Source organism: Nocardia violaceofusca NBRC 14427, assembly GCF_963869435.1.
Taxonomy (GTDB): domain Bacteria; phylum Actinomycetota; class Actinomycetes; order Mycobacteriales; family Mycobacteriaceae; genus Nocardia; species Nocardia aobensis.
Genome location: NZ_CAWMPM010000042.1, coordinates 1 through 15,393 on the forward strand (window position 1 = coordinate 1; position 15,393 = coordinate 15,393).

A 15,393-nucleotide genomic window follows, 5' to 3' on the forward strand; every position below is an offset into this window, starting at 1 on the left:
ACCAGGTGCCACCGGGCCGTTCATGTCCCGAGCCGTTTCCTCCGGTCACCTCAGGGTGATGTCGGAAATCACCAACGGCGGCCACGCGATTATTTCTCCGATGACGGAAAAGAGTTTGTCGAACCCGTGCAGCTCACCCAGATGATCGTGATGAGTCCACAGCCAGATCAGGCCGATGCCGAAGTACGGAATGCCGACCACGACAGCTGCCATGATCGCGAGATACAGCATCTGGCGGAAACTCAGCTGCCGATCGAGAAATTCTGTCAACACGCTTACTCCCCGCTCTCAGGCCATCCGACCGAGGATGGGTTCGGATTCGATGAGCCCCTCGTCACCGGGTGCCAGCCCTTTGTTCAACACCCGGTTGCGCTGCTTTTCACGCAGCTCATGATGCGCCGCAGCGGGAATCGCATACCCGTACCGCTTCTGCGCCTCTCGCGGCGTCGTCGTCACGGGAGCCACCGGCGCGATCTTCATCAACACCGGCGCCGCGATATCGACCGTCATGGGAGACAAGAAACGCAGGAGCACGATCTGGAGCCACACATTCATGCTGATCAGGGTGACTATCGCGCTGATCGGCGGAACGATCAGCAGATCCAGCCCCCGGTTGGTCGGCAAGCCGGCCATCTCCCGCATCCACCGCGGCATCGTGGCCAGCGTCGCGCGCCGCAGGAACGCCGCCACGATCGTGAAGAACGGCCTGACCACGAACGGCATCGGCGGCAGCATCACATCCGCTCGCAGCAGGTGCCGCATCGCCTTTCGCGCGATGTCGGAACCGATCAACTCCGGCCGAATTCGTTCGAAATATTCCCGGACGCCCTCCCGGGTCCTCGGTACATCGGCGGGGTCGCACGTCTGCAACTCGGCAGCGCGAGCGCACTCCTCCCAGAACTGATTCTCCTCGGCCTCCGACAGCCGCCCGGGACCGTACTTCTCGTAGGTGATCAATATCGAATGCCACGCGGTCAGATGAATCCACAACTGCGACTGCGGATCGTTGGCGTCGTAGCTGCCGCCCGTCACCGGATCGATACCCACCGCCTTGGAATGCACCTTGACGAGCACGTCGGCCGCCTTCGCCGTCGACCGGCTGTCACCGAACAAGACCATCGCGAAATACCGCAGTGTCCGGTCGTAGCGAGTTCGCGGCCGACTGTAGATGGCACTGGTCTTGTCCACCGCCGCGATCAGCGCCGGATCGAGCTCTTCGATCACCACGGCTCGCTGGAAGCCGAGCGACAAACTCGTCGGATAACTCCACACCTTCCATGCGACGGAGTCGGGTCCGAAGAAGCCGTAATCCTCCGGCGGCTCCACCTCGGGCAGAAACAGCCATTCACGCAGCGTCGCCATCACAGCTCCTTTTCTACGGTTGCGTAGAGTGTTTTCTACGCTTGCGTAGGAATGCTAGGGGCGGCATTCCGCGACGTCAATAGGTGTATAGGGGCGGGGCCTACGCTCGGAAGAAGTTCGCCGTGGTCACGCTTCGTAGATGACAGCGGAGCCGATTCCGTGCCTGAAGATGCCAACAAGGCGGGCGGCCGCGCCCCATTCGCCGCTTCGAGCGACCACTCGCCGAGAGGCGCATGTCGGACGTCGGCCCACCAACTCGAACGCCGTCAGGTAAGCACCTGGCGCCGTTCGGCGTCGAGCGAAATCGGCATCCCCCGCACGCGTGAGCGAAAACCTTTGTCAGGCATCGGGTTCGGCAGATCGCCCATCATCCTCGGCCGGATCGACGTCCACCGACCCTTGTCGCCGCAGTCGCAGAGCCAGCTCGACATGTCCGTTGTCGAGCAGGAACCCCAGAAACAGCGCACGGAACGCCGCATGCACCGAATCCGGCGGCAGCGTGCCCGGGACGGCCATTTCGTGCAGCGCCAACCCGTGCGCCAGGGCGGTGAATGCCGGTGCGGCCGTGTCGGGTTCCGGCGATCCGGCCGCGCGAACGCCCGCGGCGGCGGCACGGCGTGCGGCATCCAGTGCCCGCGCGGCGGCGTCGCGGAACTCCGGGTGCCGCGCGGCGTGCAGATAGGCCTCGAACAACGCCGGTGTCTCCGGCGAGCGCGGGGTCGCGGCCGACGACAGCGCGGCGGCGATCTCGTCGGGTGTGCTGTGCGCCTCGGCCAGCGCCTCGGCGAGCGCGACCTGGGTATCGGCGTCGGCGTCGGTGTAGACGCGCAGCGCTTCCTCGGTCAGCGCGTCGATCGAGTCGAAGAAGTAGCCGACGGTGGTGAGCGGCAGGCCGGCTCTTTCGGTGACCGCGCGGTGGGTCACTCCGGCCACACCCACGGCCGCGGTGACTTCGACAGCGGCCGCGAGCAGGGCTTCGCGGCGAGCCTGAGCGCTGGGGCGGTGGCGGCGCGGAGTCACGCGGCCCACCCTAGGCCATCTCTGTAACTCCTTACAGTTTCCCTCTGGGCAGAGTCTGTAAATTCTTCTAGACTCAGCCGCCATGACGTCCCTTCACGCATTTCGCGACGATGCGCTCGGCGAGCACGACGCGGTCGCCCTCGCCGGACTGGTCCGCGACGGCTCGGTCAGCCCGCAGGAACTCGCCGCCGCCGCCATCGAGCGGGCGCGCGCGGTCGACCCGCAACTCGACGCCGTCGCCTGCGCGATCTACGACGCTCCGCGCTACCACTCGCGCTCCGATGCCGACCTCTACGGCGTGCCGACATTCGTGAAGGACAATTCCGACGTCGCGGGCCTGCCGACCAACCACGGCAGCGAGGCGTTCCGGGCGCGGCCCGCCGCGAAGAACGGCGCCTACACCGACCAGTTGCTCGGCACCGGGCTGACGCTGCTCGGTAAATCGCGATTGCCGGAGTTCGGCTTCAACGCCACCACCGAATTCATGACCGAACCGCCCGTACGCAATCCGTGGGATCTGGACCGCTCGGTCGGCGCCTCGTCCGGCGGGTCGGCCGCACTCGTCGCGGCGGGCGTGGTCCCGATCGCGCACGCCAACGACGGCGGCGGATCCATCCGCATCCCCGCCGCATGCGGCGGACTCGTCGGACTCAAGCCGAGCCGCGGCCGCCACATCGACGGCGAACAGGTGCGGAGCCTGCCGATCCGCATGATCTCCGAAGGCGTGCTCACCCGTACCGTACGTGACACCGCGGCATTCGTCGCCGCGGCCGAGAACGTCTGGCGCAACCCGAAACTCGCCCCCATCGGCGAAGTCCGAGGCCCGGCGCGACGACGGCTGCGAGTCGGTCTGGTCATGCACAGCGTCACCGGCGCCGAGGTCGACGCACCCACCCGGGCCGCGGTCGAGCACACCGCCACGCTGCTGGAAAAGGCCGGGCACGTCGTCGAACCGATCGCGCTCCCGGTCACCGAGGAGTTCGCCGCCGATTTCGTCCAATACTGGGCGCTGCTGGCCGACCTCGCGGTGAGCACGGGCAAGCTCATCCTGGATCGCTCGTTCGACGCCGCCGCCACCGACGGACTCACGCGCGGACTGCGCGCCCATCACCGGCGCAACCTGCACCGCACACCGGCGGCACTGCGCCGGCTGCGACGCATCCCGGCCACCTACGCGCGAATGTTCACCCACCTGGAAGTCGTTGTGTCGCCGGTACTCTCGCACACGACGCCGCCGCTGGGCCACATCGCACCGACGGTCCCCTTCCCCGAACTCATCGACCGGCTCACCCGCTACGTCAGCTATACGCCGGTGAACAACATCGCGGGCACCCCCGCCGTCTCGCTCCCCATGGGCCGCACCCCCGACGGCCTGCCGGTCGGCGTGCAACTGTCGGCCGCATACGGCGACGAGCGCACGCTGATCGAACTGGCCTACCTCCTCGAAGCCGAACAACCCTTCCCCCGCATCCAGGAGCAGGCGGCGAACTCCTCACCTCGGTGATGTCCCGATCGTTCCCGACTTCTCAGCGACCCGCGGCAGCAAACCCGCCGCGCGCAGTGGCGGCATGCCGTTCGTCGACTCGGTGCACCCTCGGTGACGTGGAGGGAAACGTCGATCGAATACTTCCGCCCAACCGGCGATTGTGATTCAAATCCGAGCGCTGAAGGTTTGCTGACGATAGCGGAGCGGGTAACAGAGAAGTGCGGCCGACGTCCTGCCCGGCGCCGGCCCGCGCGTAGGCCGACGGCATGACGGGCTGCGCGAAAGTCGTTGCGATGCCGCCGGGCCGATCGCCACCCCGGCGGCATCGCTTCGTTCGGCGACATGAGTCTGGCGTCGGTCAGGGCGACGGTGGCAGCATCCGGGACGGAGACTCCTGCACCGTGACGAGAACGACGACGTCGCCGTAGGGGGCATTTCCCCGCGCCAGCCGGTGGCCGAACTTCGCCAGCGGAATTCGCCACCGATACTTGGCCTCGATCTCGGCCTGAACGAACGACACCAGCGTGCCCGCGGTCACCACCTGCGCGTGTCCCTGGCGCTGGTGGGATCCCAGCGCCGGATGACCGCGCCAATCACCGGCCTGGACCAGCACCCGGCCGTCGCGCACCAGATCGCCGGCTTCCGGCGTCCGCGACGAGATACGAAACGCCAACTGGCCGAACCCGATAGGAACGACCAGCCGCGGGACGGTCACCAACTGCTGCGGGCCGGCGACGCGGGTGACGAGCACCGTCTTCGCCTCATGCCACTCGCTCGCGGCCCCGGTCACCGGGACCGGGCGGGCCGAGGTCGCCCGCGCGACCGGGACGGGCCGTGCGAGCCGAAGGGGTGCGGTGGGAATATCGGTCAGGGTGTCTGTCATCGCATTCGCTCCTCTCCGCGACGATTCCGTTCGCTGCTACCACCGCCAAGGTCTGCCGAGGCCGGCGCGGAACACCAGCCGTGACCGGGAGCAGGGCTCACCGTTCACGATGTGAGAGTGACGAGTCGCCAAGGGATTTCACGCATCCGGCGGCCGGGCCCACTCGGTCCTGCACGAGCATCCTTGATCGGCCGATTTCGATAGTGCACGCACATCCGCGCGTCGGCAACGATGCTGGTCACAGCTGGTAGACCTGCCGGGAAAACCCGCAGCCGACACGAGCCCGCACACCGTGCTCGCGACGGAATCGGCGGCTAAGTTGCCGATATGGTTCTCGCGCTCGACCCACCCGTGGTCGCCTCCGCGACCGACACCGGCCTGATCCTCGACATCGTGAGCATCGCCATCGCCGACCCCCTCGGCCGCGGCGAACCCCACCTACGACTACGCGACGGAACCACGGTCACCCTGCCCGTGCCGCTGCGCGACTGGGCGATGGCCATGCTCGTCACCCATCATCACCGCGCCGACGCCGAAGTCCCGAGCTTTCCCTGCCGCATCGAATTCGGCATCCGCGACGGCCACATGTATGCCCGCCCACTGACCGCCGGCGAACACCACGACGTGCCGTAGCTCTGCGAAGGTGCAGCACCGAGGCACCACAGGCACGGTGTAGACGAGGCTACGGGGGTAATCGGACGGTGGGGCGGTGAGCGGAAGGAGTTCGACGTGAGTGATATGGCGATCGGGCAGCGGCTCAGAAACCTTCTCGACGAGGATCCGGACTTGGCCGACGGCCTGGAGCGATCATTGGTGCAGGCGCGTCAGGTCGCCGAGCAAGGGCTGAAGGACGAACTGCTGGCGGCGTTACCGTGGCCGCAGTCGGTCGCGGAATATATCGACTACATCGATGATTTCGCTCGCTGGGTACCGCGGGAGACCGACTCGCCCGCATGGCGCGCACAAGCACCACAGCACCGGTACACCCAGGAGGTCAGCGACCGGCTTTCCCACTTCTTCTGGATCATCGACCAGAAGACGGACGACCATGACACATCCGTGGCGTAAGGCTCGGACACATTCCGGGAATGGGTCACCGACTTCGCCCGCGACTGGGGCAGCTTTCTCGACACTCCCGAATCCTTCGGGCCGGACGTGCTGAAATCGTTCGTCGACAATGCTCCGGAATATCACGTGGGCGATTCCATGATCGACGGCAAGCCGAACGCCCCCAGCAGTTCCAGCACCGTTACGGCATCGACGACGCCTCGAACATTCCGGCGACGACGATCAAAGGCACGCACAAGTACGGAAATATCGAAACGCTGCTCACCGGCAGCGAATACGCCGCGAAATTCGCCGGCGGAACCTTTGCCCATTACATGCTGCCGACCAACGCCTATCACCGCTTCCACCTACCGGTGAGCGGTATCGTCAAAGAGTCGTTCGTGACTCACGGGCAAGCGTTCATGCAGGTCGAGCTGTCCGACCACGGCTTGAAGGGCCAGGACAACGCCGAAACCGGCTTCGAGTTCTTCCAGACCCGCGGCGTGGTCGTCATCGACACCGCCGAATCGCCCGACGGCGACATCGGAACGGTCGCGGTCGTGTGCGTCGGCATGCAGAACGTCGCATCGGTCACTCTCACCTGCACCCCCGGAAAACACATGGCCAAGGGAGACGAATTCGGGCTGACCCGGTCAGCGTCACACTCGAGGCACGACGTGAACCCGGACCACACCGTCGTCGGTGCGGCGGCAAGCTGTCACCCGATATGCCGGCCTGGGCCGATCATGATCGAATTCCCTTGCTGGACAGTCGATCCGAGGTTTTCCTCCTCCGCCCACCGCGGCCCAGCTTAGCGTTACGGCTATTTACAAGTTGTCGGCGGTCGCCTCGGTGCCGCGCTGGCGTGGACCGACGCGATCGACCTCGCGTCCTTCAGCGGCGCATGCAGATGAACGTTCTCGCTCGCATCCTACGGCGGACTTACCGGAACACCCACGCACGGCAACCCGCCGATCATATGCGGAAGCCGAACTGACACAGTCGGTTCGGCGACGAACGGTCGAAGCACACCGACGGGTGTCTCAGCCGGAACAATGTTCGTGCCGGTGCCGCTTCGGCCGTTCACCACTACTTTCCGCGAGTGGTCGGCGCGAGATCCCCTGCGCTGCCGAATCACCCAATTCATCTCTGCCGCTGTGTCATACGGCTCGAGCCCCTGGGGCACCGCATGCTTTCGACGCTGCCACGACCTTCCATATCCGGAGAGAAAAGTCCGGTTGGAGAGAAGTAGTGTGCGCGCAACGATGTCGCCGCGTCAAGACCACAACCGATATCGAATGCCGCTAGCTCACCGGCCGACACGACGCTACGCTGTTCTACGTCCTGCGCTCCTTGCGGACGTGGTGAAAGTGGTCTGGTTGTTCCGGGCGATTGCGCTCCGTAGAAAAAGCCGGTCCCGAAGCAATGATGGTCGTTCGTAGCCTCGACAGCAGAGGCGGCCGGCTTCCCGCACGAGGGAGTTGCTTCACGTGCTCCCACAGACGACGAGGGAGAGTGGCACGAATGAGTAGTGCTGCGACGGTGAACCAGAACGTCGATTCGATGATGACTCTGTGCGCCTTTTCGCCGATCGCCGCCGTTCCGCTTCCGGACGGCGAGACGTCGGTACAGCAACAGCAGCGAATGCTCGACGGAATCCGATCGATGATGGCCAAGACCCCCGGCCTCGACTCGTGGAAAGTCGTGTGGCTGGGGATGAGTTCTCTTCGCGCGAATATGGCGTTCGTGGTCCAGAACGTCAATGACACCTCGGAGTTGGCGGTCTGCTTCCGCGGGACGGTGTTCAGCTCGCTGATAGATCTGGCCGAGGATTTCGAGGTTTTCACGCAGGTGCCGTTCCCCCAGGGCGGCACGCCGCCTGCCGGTTCGAAACCCGTGATCGCGAAGGGCGCCGCGGCCGCCTTCGACGAGATCATGTCGGCGAAATGTGTCCTCGGTCTGCCGGGCGGATCCGGGACGCTGGTGTCCGCGCTGCAGACTCTCTGCGGTCCGAGCAAACCGGCTACCGTGCACCTCACCGGCCACAGCCTCGGTGGCTGTCTCGTCACGACAGCGGCGCTGTTTCTGCAGTCCCAGTTCGCGAAGTTCAACCCCAAGGTCGCCTTCGACACCTATACCTTCGCCGCCCCGACCGCCGGAAACCAGGACTTCGCCACATGGTTCGACACCCAATTCCCCCATGGCCAGGCGATATGGAACAAATACGACGTGGTCGCGAACGTGTGGTGGAACCTGGGCCCGGGCCCGACCAGCATCCAGTCCTTCTTCCCCGCCCCCGGCCCGTACGCGAGCGAATGCAAGGACGATAAAGGCCGGACAGTCCAGTCCCAGATCCAGGACCTCGCGCAGAAGCTGGCCGAGAGCGGCGTCTCACCGTACGTGCAGCCGACCCAGCAGCCGCCGATGAACACCGACTACGCGCGCCACTCGACCGATGCGCTCGGCAAGACCGAGAAGGATTGGATGGGCCAGCTCGCCTATCAGCACGCCAACAACACCTACCTCACTCTCCTCGGCGCACCGACCGTGAACATCGATGTGCCCCAGATCAAGTCGCTGTCCCCCAACAAGGGCCCGGGAGGCACGACGGTGACGATCGAGGTTCCGTCGACCGCCGCGTTCGCATCCGCCTGTGTGGTCTACTTCGGGTCCGAGCGCGGCACCGACGTCAAGGTCGGCATCAACTCGATCACGGCGACCGCGCCGCGCCATCTCGGGATCGAGACCGTCGCCGTCTCCATCACGAACCTGTTGACCATCTCCGACACGAAGAAGACCCCCGCCAACGAGTTCACCTACATCTAGGCGGGATGATCCACCACTCCGGACGAAGTAGCGGCCGGTGACAGCTGCTGGGCAGGACACCGAGTCGAAACCCTTCGTTCAGGATCGCGAGTGCACCCGCCGCGACGTCCGCGCCACGTGCGGCGGGTGCTTCTCACAAAGTGCGAACCCGTTGCGGCTCCGTCTTGTTCAGTGCCGATCGGCCAGCCGGACGACGAAGCGCAGACCCGACCACGTCTCATTGATGGCACACGTCTTGTTGTCGACGAGTCCTGCGGCCAAGCCGAATTCGCGCACGACGGCATCGCTGAGATCGGTAGCTACCCCGCTGGACTTCTTGGGCCAGGCGACCCAGAGGCCGCCCGCCTGCGTCAGGCGGGCGCGCCACGTGCCGAATCCTCGCTCCAGGGACCGGTAGTCGGGACAGAAGCCGACGATCACGTCATACTGCCCGCGCCCGGCGCGCCGCTGGAGGTAGACCTGCTCGGGGAGCGGTTCGAGCGCGAATCCGCTCGGGGCGTGGGCGAGCAGCACGCGGCTGCCGGGCCGGATGCCGAGCTTGCGGGCCAACAGGGCACCGGAATATCCCGCCATGCGCTCACGATACGTGCTGCGCGAATCGTCATGGCATCAGAATGAGTCGCCCGCGGACGCCGCCCTTTTCGAGACGGTGGTGTGCTTCGGCTGCTCGCGCCAGGGGCATCGTGTCGGCGATCCGTGCGGTCAGGGTTCGGTCGGCGAGCTTCTGGTTGAGCACGGTCGCGGCGGCGGCCAGGTCGGTGACGGTGGCGTTGCTGATCGCGAACCCAGCCACGGTGACGTCGTGGGTGTAGGCGCGGTCGACGGGGAGCGGCACCCGCGCCTGAGGTCCGGCCGCTGTCAGCAGGAGCCGGCCCCCGCGGGCCAGCACTGCGACCGCGACGTCGATGTCGTGGTGGCCGGAGGTGTCCCAATACACGTCCAACCCCTCGGGCGCCGCCGCCCGGATCTGCTCGACCATGCCGGGATCCCGGTAGTCGATTACCACAGCGGCCCCCGCATCCCGGACACGCTCGAGCCCGCCCCCGGAGGCGGACGCGATGACCCGCGCGCCGGCCGCGCGCGCCAGGCGGACCGCGGCGTCGCCGACGTGTCCGGCGCCGCCGCCGATATAGACGGCGTCTCCCAGCCCGAGCCGAGCGTGCCGGAACAGTCCCAGCCATGCCGTGGCAGCCGGATGTGCGACCCCGACCGCCTGGACCGGATCCACCCCGTCGGGCAGGTGGTACAGCCGGTCGACCGGGACAACCGCGTACTGCGCGAACGAGCCCTGCCGGCCCCCGTGGCCCAGACTGTTGCACCACACCGCGTCCCCGACCGCATAGCCGACTGCACCGTCGCCGACCGCCACGACGTTTCCGACCAGGTCGCGGCCGATGACGAACGGGAAAGGAGTCGGCGTCGCATACGCCCCGGACCGCACGAACGTGTCCACCGGGTCGACCGTGACCGCGTGGACGGCCACCAGCACATCGGTGGGTCCGATCTGCGGGACGGGCAACCGTCCGTAGTGGATCGCATCGGCGGGGCCGAGCGCCTCCACGTAGGCCGCGTACATCACGTCCGGAATCCCGGCCATCGTGTCTGCCTCCTTTCGGCCGATGAGGCGCCCGCCGGTATCGGCCTCAGGACTTACCCGACCCCGTACGTCTTGGCCCAGGCCGCCCGCAACTGGGACTCCGTGGCGTGCCCGAACTGGTAGGCCGGCGAGTCCACCGGCAGGGCGCGGTCGACGGTCACCAGTACCGCTTCGATCGCGGGATATCCCGGTCCCTGGGTGGCGAGCAACCAGTCGTGAATCCACTCGAACACCGGGCTGCCGGGGCCGTGGAACTCGGCGGTTCCCTTGAACCGGTACCCGCGTCGTTTGAGGAAGTCGACAACGTTGATCTCCAGCCGGGGATCACGCCGCAAGTTGGCGACCGTGCCCGGCGAGGCCTGGTTCAAGAACACCAGATGGTCGTCGTCGTAGACCCGCACGGTTCCCTTCGGGGACAGGTTCGGTGATCCGTCGGCGCACACCGTGGCGACGAACCCCAGTTTGGCGCTGTCCACGATCGAGCGCATGTCCTCGTCGATGACACCCATGACCCCTGCCTACCCCCGGACCTCCCGGCGAATCCGAGCCCGCGCTCGTCACCATCTTTGCGACGGGTGCACGGCGACCGGGGCCACAGCGTCCATCCTCAGTGGGAGGTCTCGCCGGGCCAGTTACTCAGTGCGTTCCGGCCGACGACAGACGTGCGAGCTGATTCCGGAAACTTTCACGCAGGGCGGGTTCTGTGAACGCCGAGCGGACGCTGGGATCTCCGGCTACCCGGGTCTCCCAATGCAGACGAGCATCGTTTCTCGAGATCCGCTTCGCTCCGTGCCCGGGAAGCGCCCGGTAGGCGCCGGGCCGAGGGACCGGGCGGTGCATGAACGCCCAGCCGCCGGTCCAATCGATCCGCAACTGCAAGCGCGCACCGGGATAGAAGTCGAGAAGCCAGCCCCGTCCTGTCAGCAGTGACCGCTCGCGGGACGGGACCTGCCGTGCCCGGCAGGTTGCCGCGATTTCAGGCGCGAGACGGTCGAGGGTACTGATGACGTCGTGCCATGCCACGGGCGCATCCGTCGCCGACGCGGACGTGTTCGATTGCGGCTCTACTTTCGGTGTCTGCCAGCGAAGCCGCTGTCCGATCCCCACGGATGAAAAGGCTCGCATGACTACTGCATTCATGCAACTGAGCGGGGCTCGAAGTGGACTCGCCGTGTTGATAGATCGGTCTATTATCCACGGGCTGCGTGCATCGGCGCTGGATCCTCGGCGTCGTTGCCGACAGTGTTCGAGATCGACTACCCCACTGGAGATTCGGGCCTCGGCTATGCACCTCACTGCCCGGACAGCGGTTCGCCTGCCGTCAGCCGGGTACTGCTTCGGTAAGTCCCCGCATCCGCCCGGGCGTATGCGGGGACCTAGATCGTGCCGGTTCAAACGAGCAGCCGGCGCGATCGCACAACGGCGTGGGTTCGCCGCGATGGCTGCGGTGGTTCCGGGCGGCCTTCGTCACGTTCGACTTGCTGCATGTCAAGGGCTGGTCGCTGATCGAGTTGCCCCGCCGGCGGCGTTGCCGATCAGATGATTGCAGTCGACCGTTGTTCGGCAGCGGCGGTCCGGTCGCTGGTTGGCCGGCCACGCCCAGTCTCGGTGGGGTTCGTGATCAGGTGGCGACGCCGGCTCGGCATCATCAAGGTGGGATGGTTGACGCTCCACACGGTCCCCCTGCAGATCAGCTCCTTCATGCGTGCTGCTTTACGGCCCACGTCGACCTTGGAGGTCGGCTCATCCTGCTTGGTGACCTTCTGCACGATGGCGTCGCGGCGGCCGAGGCTGATGCACTGGCTGTTGTAGCCGATGGGGGCGTTCGGGACCTTTCCTCCGGTCAGCCGGGCGGCGATGACGTCGCCGCCCAGCCACGCCATCGGTGAGGCGGTGGCGCAGCCCATGCGCAGCGTCTTGCCGCCTACTCCGGCGGCGTGCGCGGCATCGCCGACGGCGTAGACGTCGGGATGCGAGACCGAGCGCAGGGTGTCGTCGACGACGATGCGCCCGGACTCGGAGACGGTGAGCGTGCTGGCGGCCGCGATCGGGTGCACGGCGAAACCTGCTGTCCAGACAATCGTTCGAGCCGCAATCTCCGCACCGGTTCGGGTGACGACGCCGCCTTCGGTGACGCGAGTGACGTCGGCGTGTTCGTGCACGGTAATTCCGAAACGCTCGAAACTGGCGCGCAGGTGGGCATGTGCCTTCTCGTCGAGCCAGTCGCCGACGCCGCCGCGCGCCGCCACGGCGACCTTCAGATCCGGGCGCGCCTCGGCGATCTCGGTCGCAACCTCGATGCTGGTCAGGCCGCCGCCCACGATCAGCACGGTCTCGCCCGCCACCAACTCGTTCAGGCGTTCCCGCAACCGCAGCGCGGCCTGTTTGCCGGCCACATTGTGGGTGTGCTCGGCGACCCCGGGCACGCCCATGTCGGCGATGGTGCTGCCCAAGGCGTAGACCAGGGTGTCATAGGCCAGGGTCTCGGCGCCGTTCTCGCCGAGCAGTTCGACGGTCTTGCGGTCCGCGTCGACCGAATCCACCCACGCGACCCGCACCCGAACGCCGGTGCCCGCGAAGATCGTTTGCAGCGGACGGGCCGGCAGATCCTGTCCGGCGGCGAGCTGATGCAGGCGGATCCGTTCGACGAAATCGGGATCGGCATTGACCAGGGTGATCTCGATGTCGTCGCGGTGCAGTCGCTTGGCCAGGCGGCCGGCGGTGATGGCTCCGGCGTACCCGGCTCCGAGGACGACGATGCGGTGCTTCATGGTTGTGCTCCTGTCTCGGTGGGGTTCGAAACCTGAACCGGACAGGAGCACGAAGACTGACAGTCACGGGATGTGATGTGCGTCACCACAGTTCGGGAAGGGCTGCTCCCGGCGCGCGGTTGGCCCACTGCCGGTTGGCATATGCCAGCTTGTCGGGATTGACGTGGGCGTGCACGGCGGCGATGCCGTCGACGGTGACCTGCAGGACCACGATGCCGACCACCCGATCTTCGGAGACCAGCACCAGCGCGGGCATCCCGTTGGCGATCGCCGCGAACATCTCCGGCTTGCCGCCGAGCTTGTTCCACGTGCCGTTGGAGGGCTTGATCGCCAGACCCACGAACCGTGCGATGCGCTGCGCGCCGAGAAGCGGCCGGCTCAGCGTCGCGAGGAATCCGCCGCCGTCGCCGACGATCGAGGCATCATCGGTGAGCAGTGCCACCAGCTTCTCGGTCTGCCCACTGACCGCCGCGGCCAGGAATTCCTCCACGATCCGTCGAGCGGCGGCCTCGTCGACCTCGATGCGCGCCCGTTCCACCGACAGATGCTGTTTGGCGCGGCGGTAGACCTGCTGGCAGTTGGCTTCGGTGATGTCGAGCAGCTCGGCGATCTCGTGGTGCGGGTAGCCGAATGCCTCGCGCAGCACGTACACCACGCGCTCCTTGGCGGTCAGCCGCTCCATGAGTGTGAGCATGGCGATCGAGACCGATTCCCGCTGTTCCACGGTGTCGGCCGGCCCCAGCATCGAGTCGCCGGCCAGCACCGGCTCCGGAAGCCACTGTCCCACATACGTTTCCCGGCGGGCGCGGGCCGTGGTGAGCTGGTTGAGGCAGAGGTTGGTGAGCACTTTGGTCAGCCACGCCTCGGGCGTCCGGACGTACTCACGGTCGGCGGCCTGCCAGCGCAGGTAGGTCTCCTGCACCGCGTCCTCGGCATCACTGGCCGAGCCCAGCAGGCGATAGGCGATCGCTTCCAGACGGGCCCGGAAACTCTCGAACACATCGGCTTCGCGCGTGAGCAACATGCCAACATCGTCGGCCACATATATCGGGAGCGTCCACCCGAGCCACCGGTCCTGGTCGTGACCGATCATGGAATGCTGTTCGACCACACCGGACGTGAACAATTCAGGGTGATCCACCGGCGAATGACCGAGGCGTGTGCGCGGGATGGTTTCGGCCCGAACCGTACATGCGCCACAGACGAGGGGCCCGGCGGCTCGGATCCGCCGGGCCCCTCATTGCTCACCGTAGAAGAAGGCCAGCGGATCCGCGCGACGAATCGGGGTGGCGGTGACCCGGTTGCGCTGCGGGCCATCGGCACCGAACGCGCCGTGATCGTCGCCGACCACGCCGGACTTCGTTGGGCCCTAGGCGATTACAGGCGCAGTCCCGAGCTGTGAGCGATACGGTCCGCCCGGACCGGTTCACGCTCCGATATCGGCGGTGGCGCGGAAATCGCTGGGGCGGATGCCTCGACGGCGCTTGAACGCCGCACTGAAACCGAAAGCGTCCGCATAGCCGACGGCCTTCGCCACCTGTGCCACGGTGAGACTCCGGTCGGCCAGTAGTTCCTCCGCCTCATCCATGCGGCATTCGGTGAGATACGCCAGCGGCGACTGTCCCATGACCTCGGAGAACCGTCGTGCGAACAGCGCCCGCGAGACCCCGGCCTCGACAGCCAGGGACGCGACCGTCCAACCGGCGGCGGGCCTTCCGTGCATGGCCTCCAACGCCGGGCCCACGACCGGATCGGCCGGTCCGCGGTACCAACCGGGCGCGTCCGCCTCCAGCCCGTCGAACCAGTCGCGCAGTGTGCACACCAGCGCCCAGTCGAGCAGGCGGTCCATCATCGCTTGCGCTCCGGCCGGTCGCCGGGCCGCGTCCGCGGCCATCGACTCCATCCACGCGCACACCTCCACGTCGTCGTGCACGACCAGGACCGGGGGTACCGCTCGCAGCAGCCGTTCATGGCGCCGCCCGGACGCCCGGTAGGCGCCGACGATCAGAGCGGTCTCGCCGGCGGGGTCGTCGTCCCAGCGAACACCGTCCAGTTCCGGATCGCATTTCGCGTCCGGCGCGAAGCAGGCGACCTCGTATTCCTCGCGCGGCAGGGCGGCGGTGTCGCCATCGTCGACGAGGATGAACGTTTCCGGGCCGCGCACGATCGCGGTGTCCCCCACCGTGATTCGACGTTCGAGACCGTCCGGTAGCAGCAGTGTGCCCCCACCCCGCAGCACGGTGACCATGGTCAACGGCGCCTGATCGGCGAATCGGATGCGCCACGGTGCTTCCAGGACCGCGGTGGTGAGCACAGCTCCCTCGGCACGAATACCGCCCAGCAGTTTGCTCAATGGATCCACACGATCGAGCGTAGACGAACTCCTATCGAATGTAGATCT

General features: G+C 66.7%; 16 protein-coding genes. 5 read left to right on the forward strand and 11 right to left on the reverse strand.

What is annotated here, in order from left to right; translation table 11 throughout:
- Positions 1-45 precede the first annotated feature (45 nt).
- The 3 genes from AC5592_RS30340 to AC5592_RS30350 all read right to left on the reverse strand — a co-directional run bounded on the left by AC5592_RS30340 (position 46) and on the right by AC5592_RS30350 (position 2,382).
- Positions 46-273, reverse strand: a complete 228-nt coding sequence (locus tag AC5592_RS30340) for a hypothetical protein (RefSeq protein ID WP_371507550.1) — start codon at positions 271-273, stop codon at positions 46-48.
- 15 nt (positions 274-288) lie between these two features.
- Positions 289-1,362: an oxygenase MpaB family protein gene (locus tag AC5592_RS30345; protein ID WP_063066173.1), complete on the reverse strand. Its 1,074-nt coding sequence runs from the start codon at positions 1,360-1,362 to the stop codon at positions 289-291.
- A 339-nt stretch (positions 1,363-1,701) separates the two neighbouring features.
- Positions 1,702-2,382 (reverse strand): TetR/AcrR family transcriptional regulator, encoded by a 681-nt coding sequence (locus tag AC5592_RS30350; protein ID WP_167332044.1) that lies wholly within the window; start codon positions 2,380-2,382, stop codon positions 1,702-1,704.
- A gap of 82 nt (positions 2,383-2,464) precedes the next feature.
- Here AC5592_RS30350 and AC5592_RS30355 point away from each other — a divergent pair, with 82 nt between their 5' ends.
- Positions 2,465-3,886 carry an amidase gene (locus AC5592_RS30355; protein WP_036510994.1) on the forward strand — a complete coding sequence of 474 codons (1,422 nt, stop codon included), beginning with the start codon at positions 2,465-2,467 and terminating at the stop codon, positions 3,884-3,886.
- A 340-nt stretch (positions 3,887-4,226) separates the two neighbouring features.
- On the opposite strand, the gene AC5592_RS30360 is transcribed toward AC5592_RS30355, so the two are convergent.
- Complete coding sequence (locus tag AC5592_RS30360) at positions 4,227-4,751, reverse strand: hypothetical protein (RefSeq protein ID WP_051025632.1); 525 nt, start codon at positions 4,749-4,751, stop codon at positions 4,227-4,229.
- A gap of 327 nt (positions 4,752-5,078) precedes the next feature.
- On the opposite strand from AC5592_RS30360, the gene AC5592_RS30365 reads away from it, so the two are divergent.
- Positions 5,079-5,384: a hypothetical protein gene (locus AC5592_RS30365; protein WP_063066174.1), complete on the forward strand. Its 306-nt coding sequence runs from the start codon at positions 5,079-5,081 to the stop codon at positions 5,382-5,384.
- A 96-nt stretch (positions 5,385-5,480) separates the two neighbouring features.
- Positions 5,481-5,819 (forward strand): hypothetical protein, encoded by a 339-nt coding sequence (locus AC5592_RS30370; protein ID WP_157122327.1) that lies wholly within the window; start codon positions 5,481-5,483, stop codon positions 5,817-5,819.
- Between the two features lie 122 nt (positions 5,820-5,941).
- On the opposite strand, the gene AC5592_RS30375 is transcribed toward AC5592_RS30370, so the two are convergent.
- Positions 5,942-6,130, reverse strand: a complete 189-nt coding sequence (locus AC5592_RS30375; protein WP_051025634.1) for a hypothetical protein — start codon at positions 6,128-6,130, stop codon at positions 5,942-5,944.
- Between AC5592_RS30375 and AC5592_RS30380 the strand changes: the two genes are divergently transcribed.
- Complete coding sequence (locus tag AC5592_RS30380; RefSeq protein ID WP_232329626.1) at positions 6,077-6,613, forward strand: phosphatidylserine decarboxylase; 537 nt, start codon at positions 6,077-6,079, stop codon at positions 6,611-6,613. The genes AC5592_RS30375 and AC5592_RS30380 overlap by 54 nt on opposite strands.
- 709 nt (positions 6,614-7,322) lie before the next feature.
- Positions 7,323-8,624 (forward strand): lipase family protein, encoded by a 1,302-nt coding sequence (locus AC5592_RS30385; protein ID WP_198163972.1) that lies wholly within the window; start codon positions 7,323-7,325, stop codon positions 8,622-8,624.
- 168 nt (positions 8,625-8,792) lie between these two features.
- On the opposite strand, the gene AC5592_RS30390 is transcribed toward AC5592_RS30385, so the two are convergent.
- From AC5592_RS30390 to AC5592_RS30415, 6 genes are all read right to left on the reverse strand, one after another.
- Entirely contained in the window at positions 8,793-9,197 is a 405-nt protein-coding gene (locus AC5592_RS30390) for a DUF3052 family protein (protein ID WP_063066178.1), read from the reverse strand.
- A gap of 28 nt (positions 9,198-9,225) precedes the next feature.
- Entirely contained in the window at positions 9,226-10,221 is a 996-nt protein-coding gene (locus tag AC5592_RS30395; RefSeq protein WP_063066179.1) for an NADPH:quinone reductase, read from the reverse strand.
- A gap of 53 nt (positions 10,222-10,274) precedes the next feature.
- Positions 10,275-10,730, reverse strand: a complete 456-nt coding sequence (locus tag AC5592_RS30400; protein ID WP_036511006.1) for a pyridoxamine 5'-phosphate oxidase family protein — start codon at positions 10,728-10,730, stop codon at positions 10,275-10,277.
- Between the two features lie 1,026 nt (positions 10,731-11,756).
- Positions 11,757-12,992 (reverse strand): NAD(P)/FAD-dependent oxidoreductase, encoded by a 1,236-nt coding sequence (locus tag AC5592_RS30405; protein WP_083871550.1) that lies wholly within the window; start codon positions 12,990-12,992, stop codon positions 11,757-11,759.
- Positions 12,993-13,074: 82 nt separating this feature from the next.
- A complete protein-coding gene (sigJ, locus tag AC5592_RS30410; RefSeq protein WP_063066219.1) occupies positions 13,075-14,016 on the reverse strand; it encodes an RNA polymerase sigma factor SigJ in 942 nt (313 codons plus the stop codon).
- Between the two features lie 402 nt (positions 14,017-14,418).
- Entirely contained in the window at positions 14,419-15,354 is a 936-nt protein-coding gene (locus AC5592_RS30415) for an AraC family transcriptional regulator (protein WP_063066180.1), read from the reverse strand.
- Positions 15,355-15,393 lie beyond the last annotated feature (39 nt).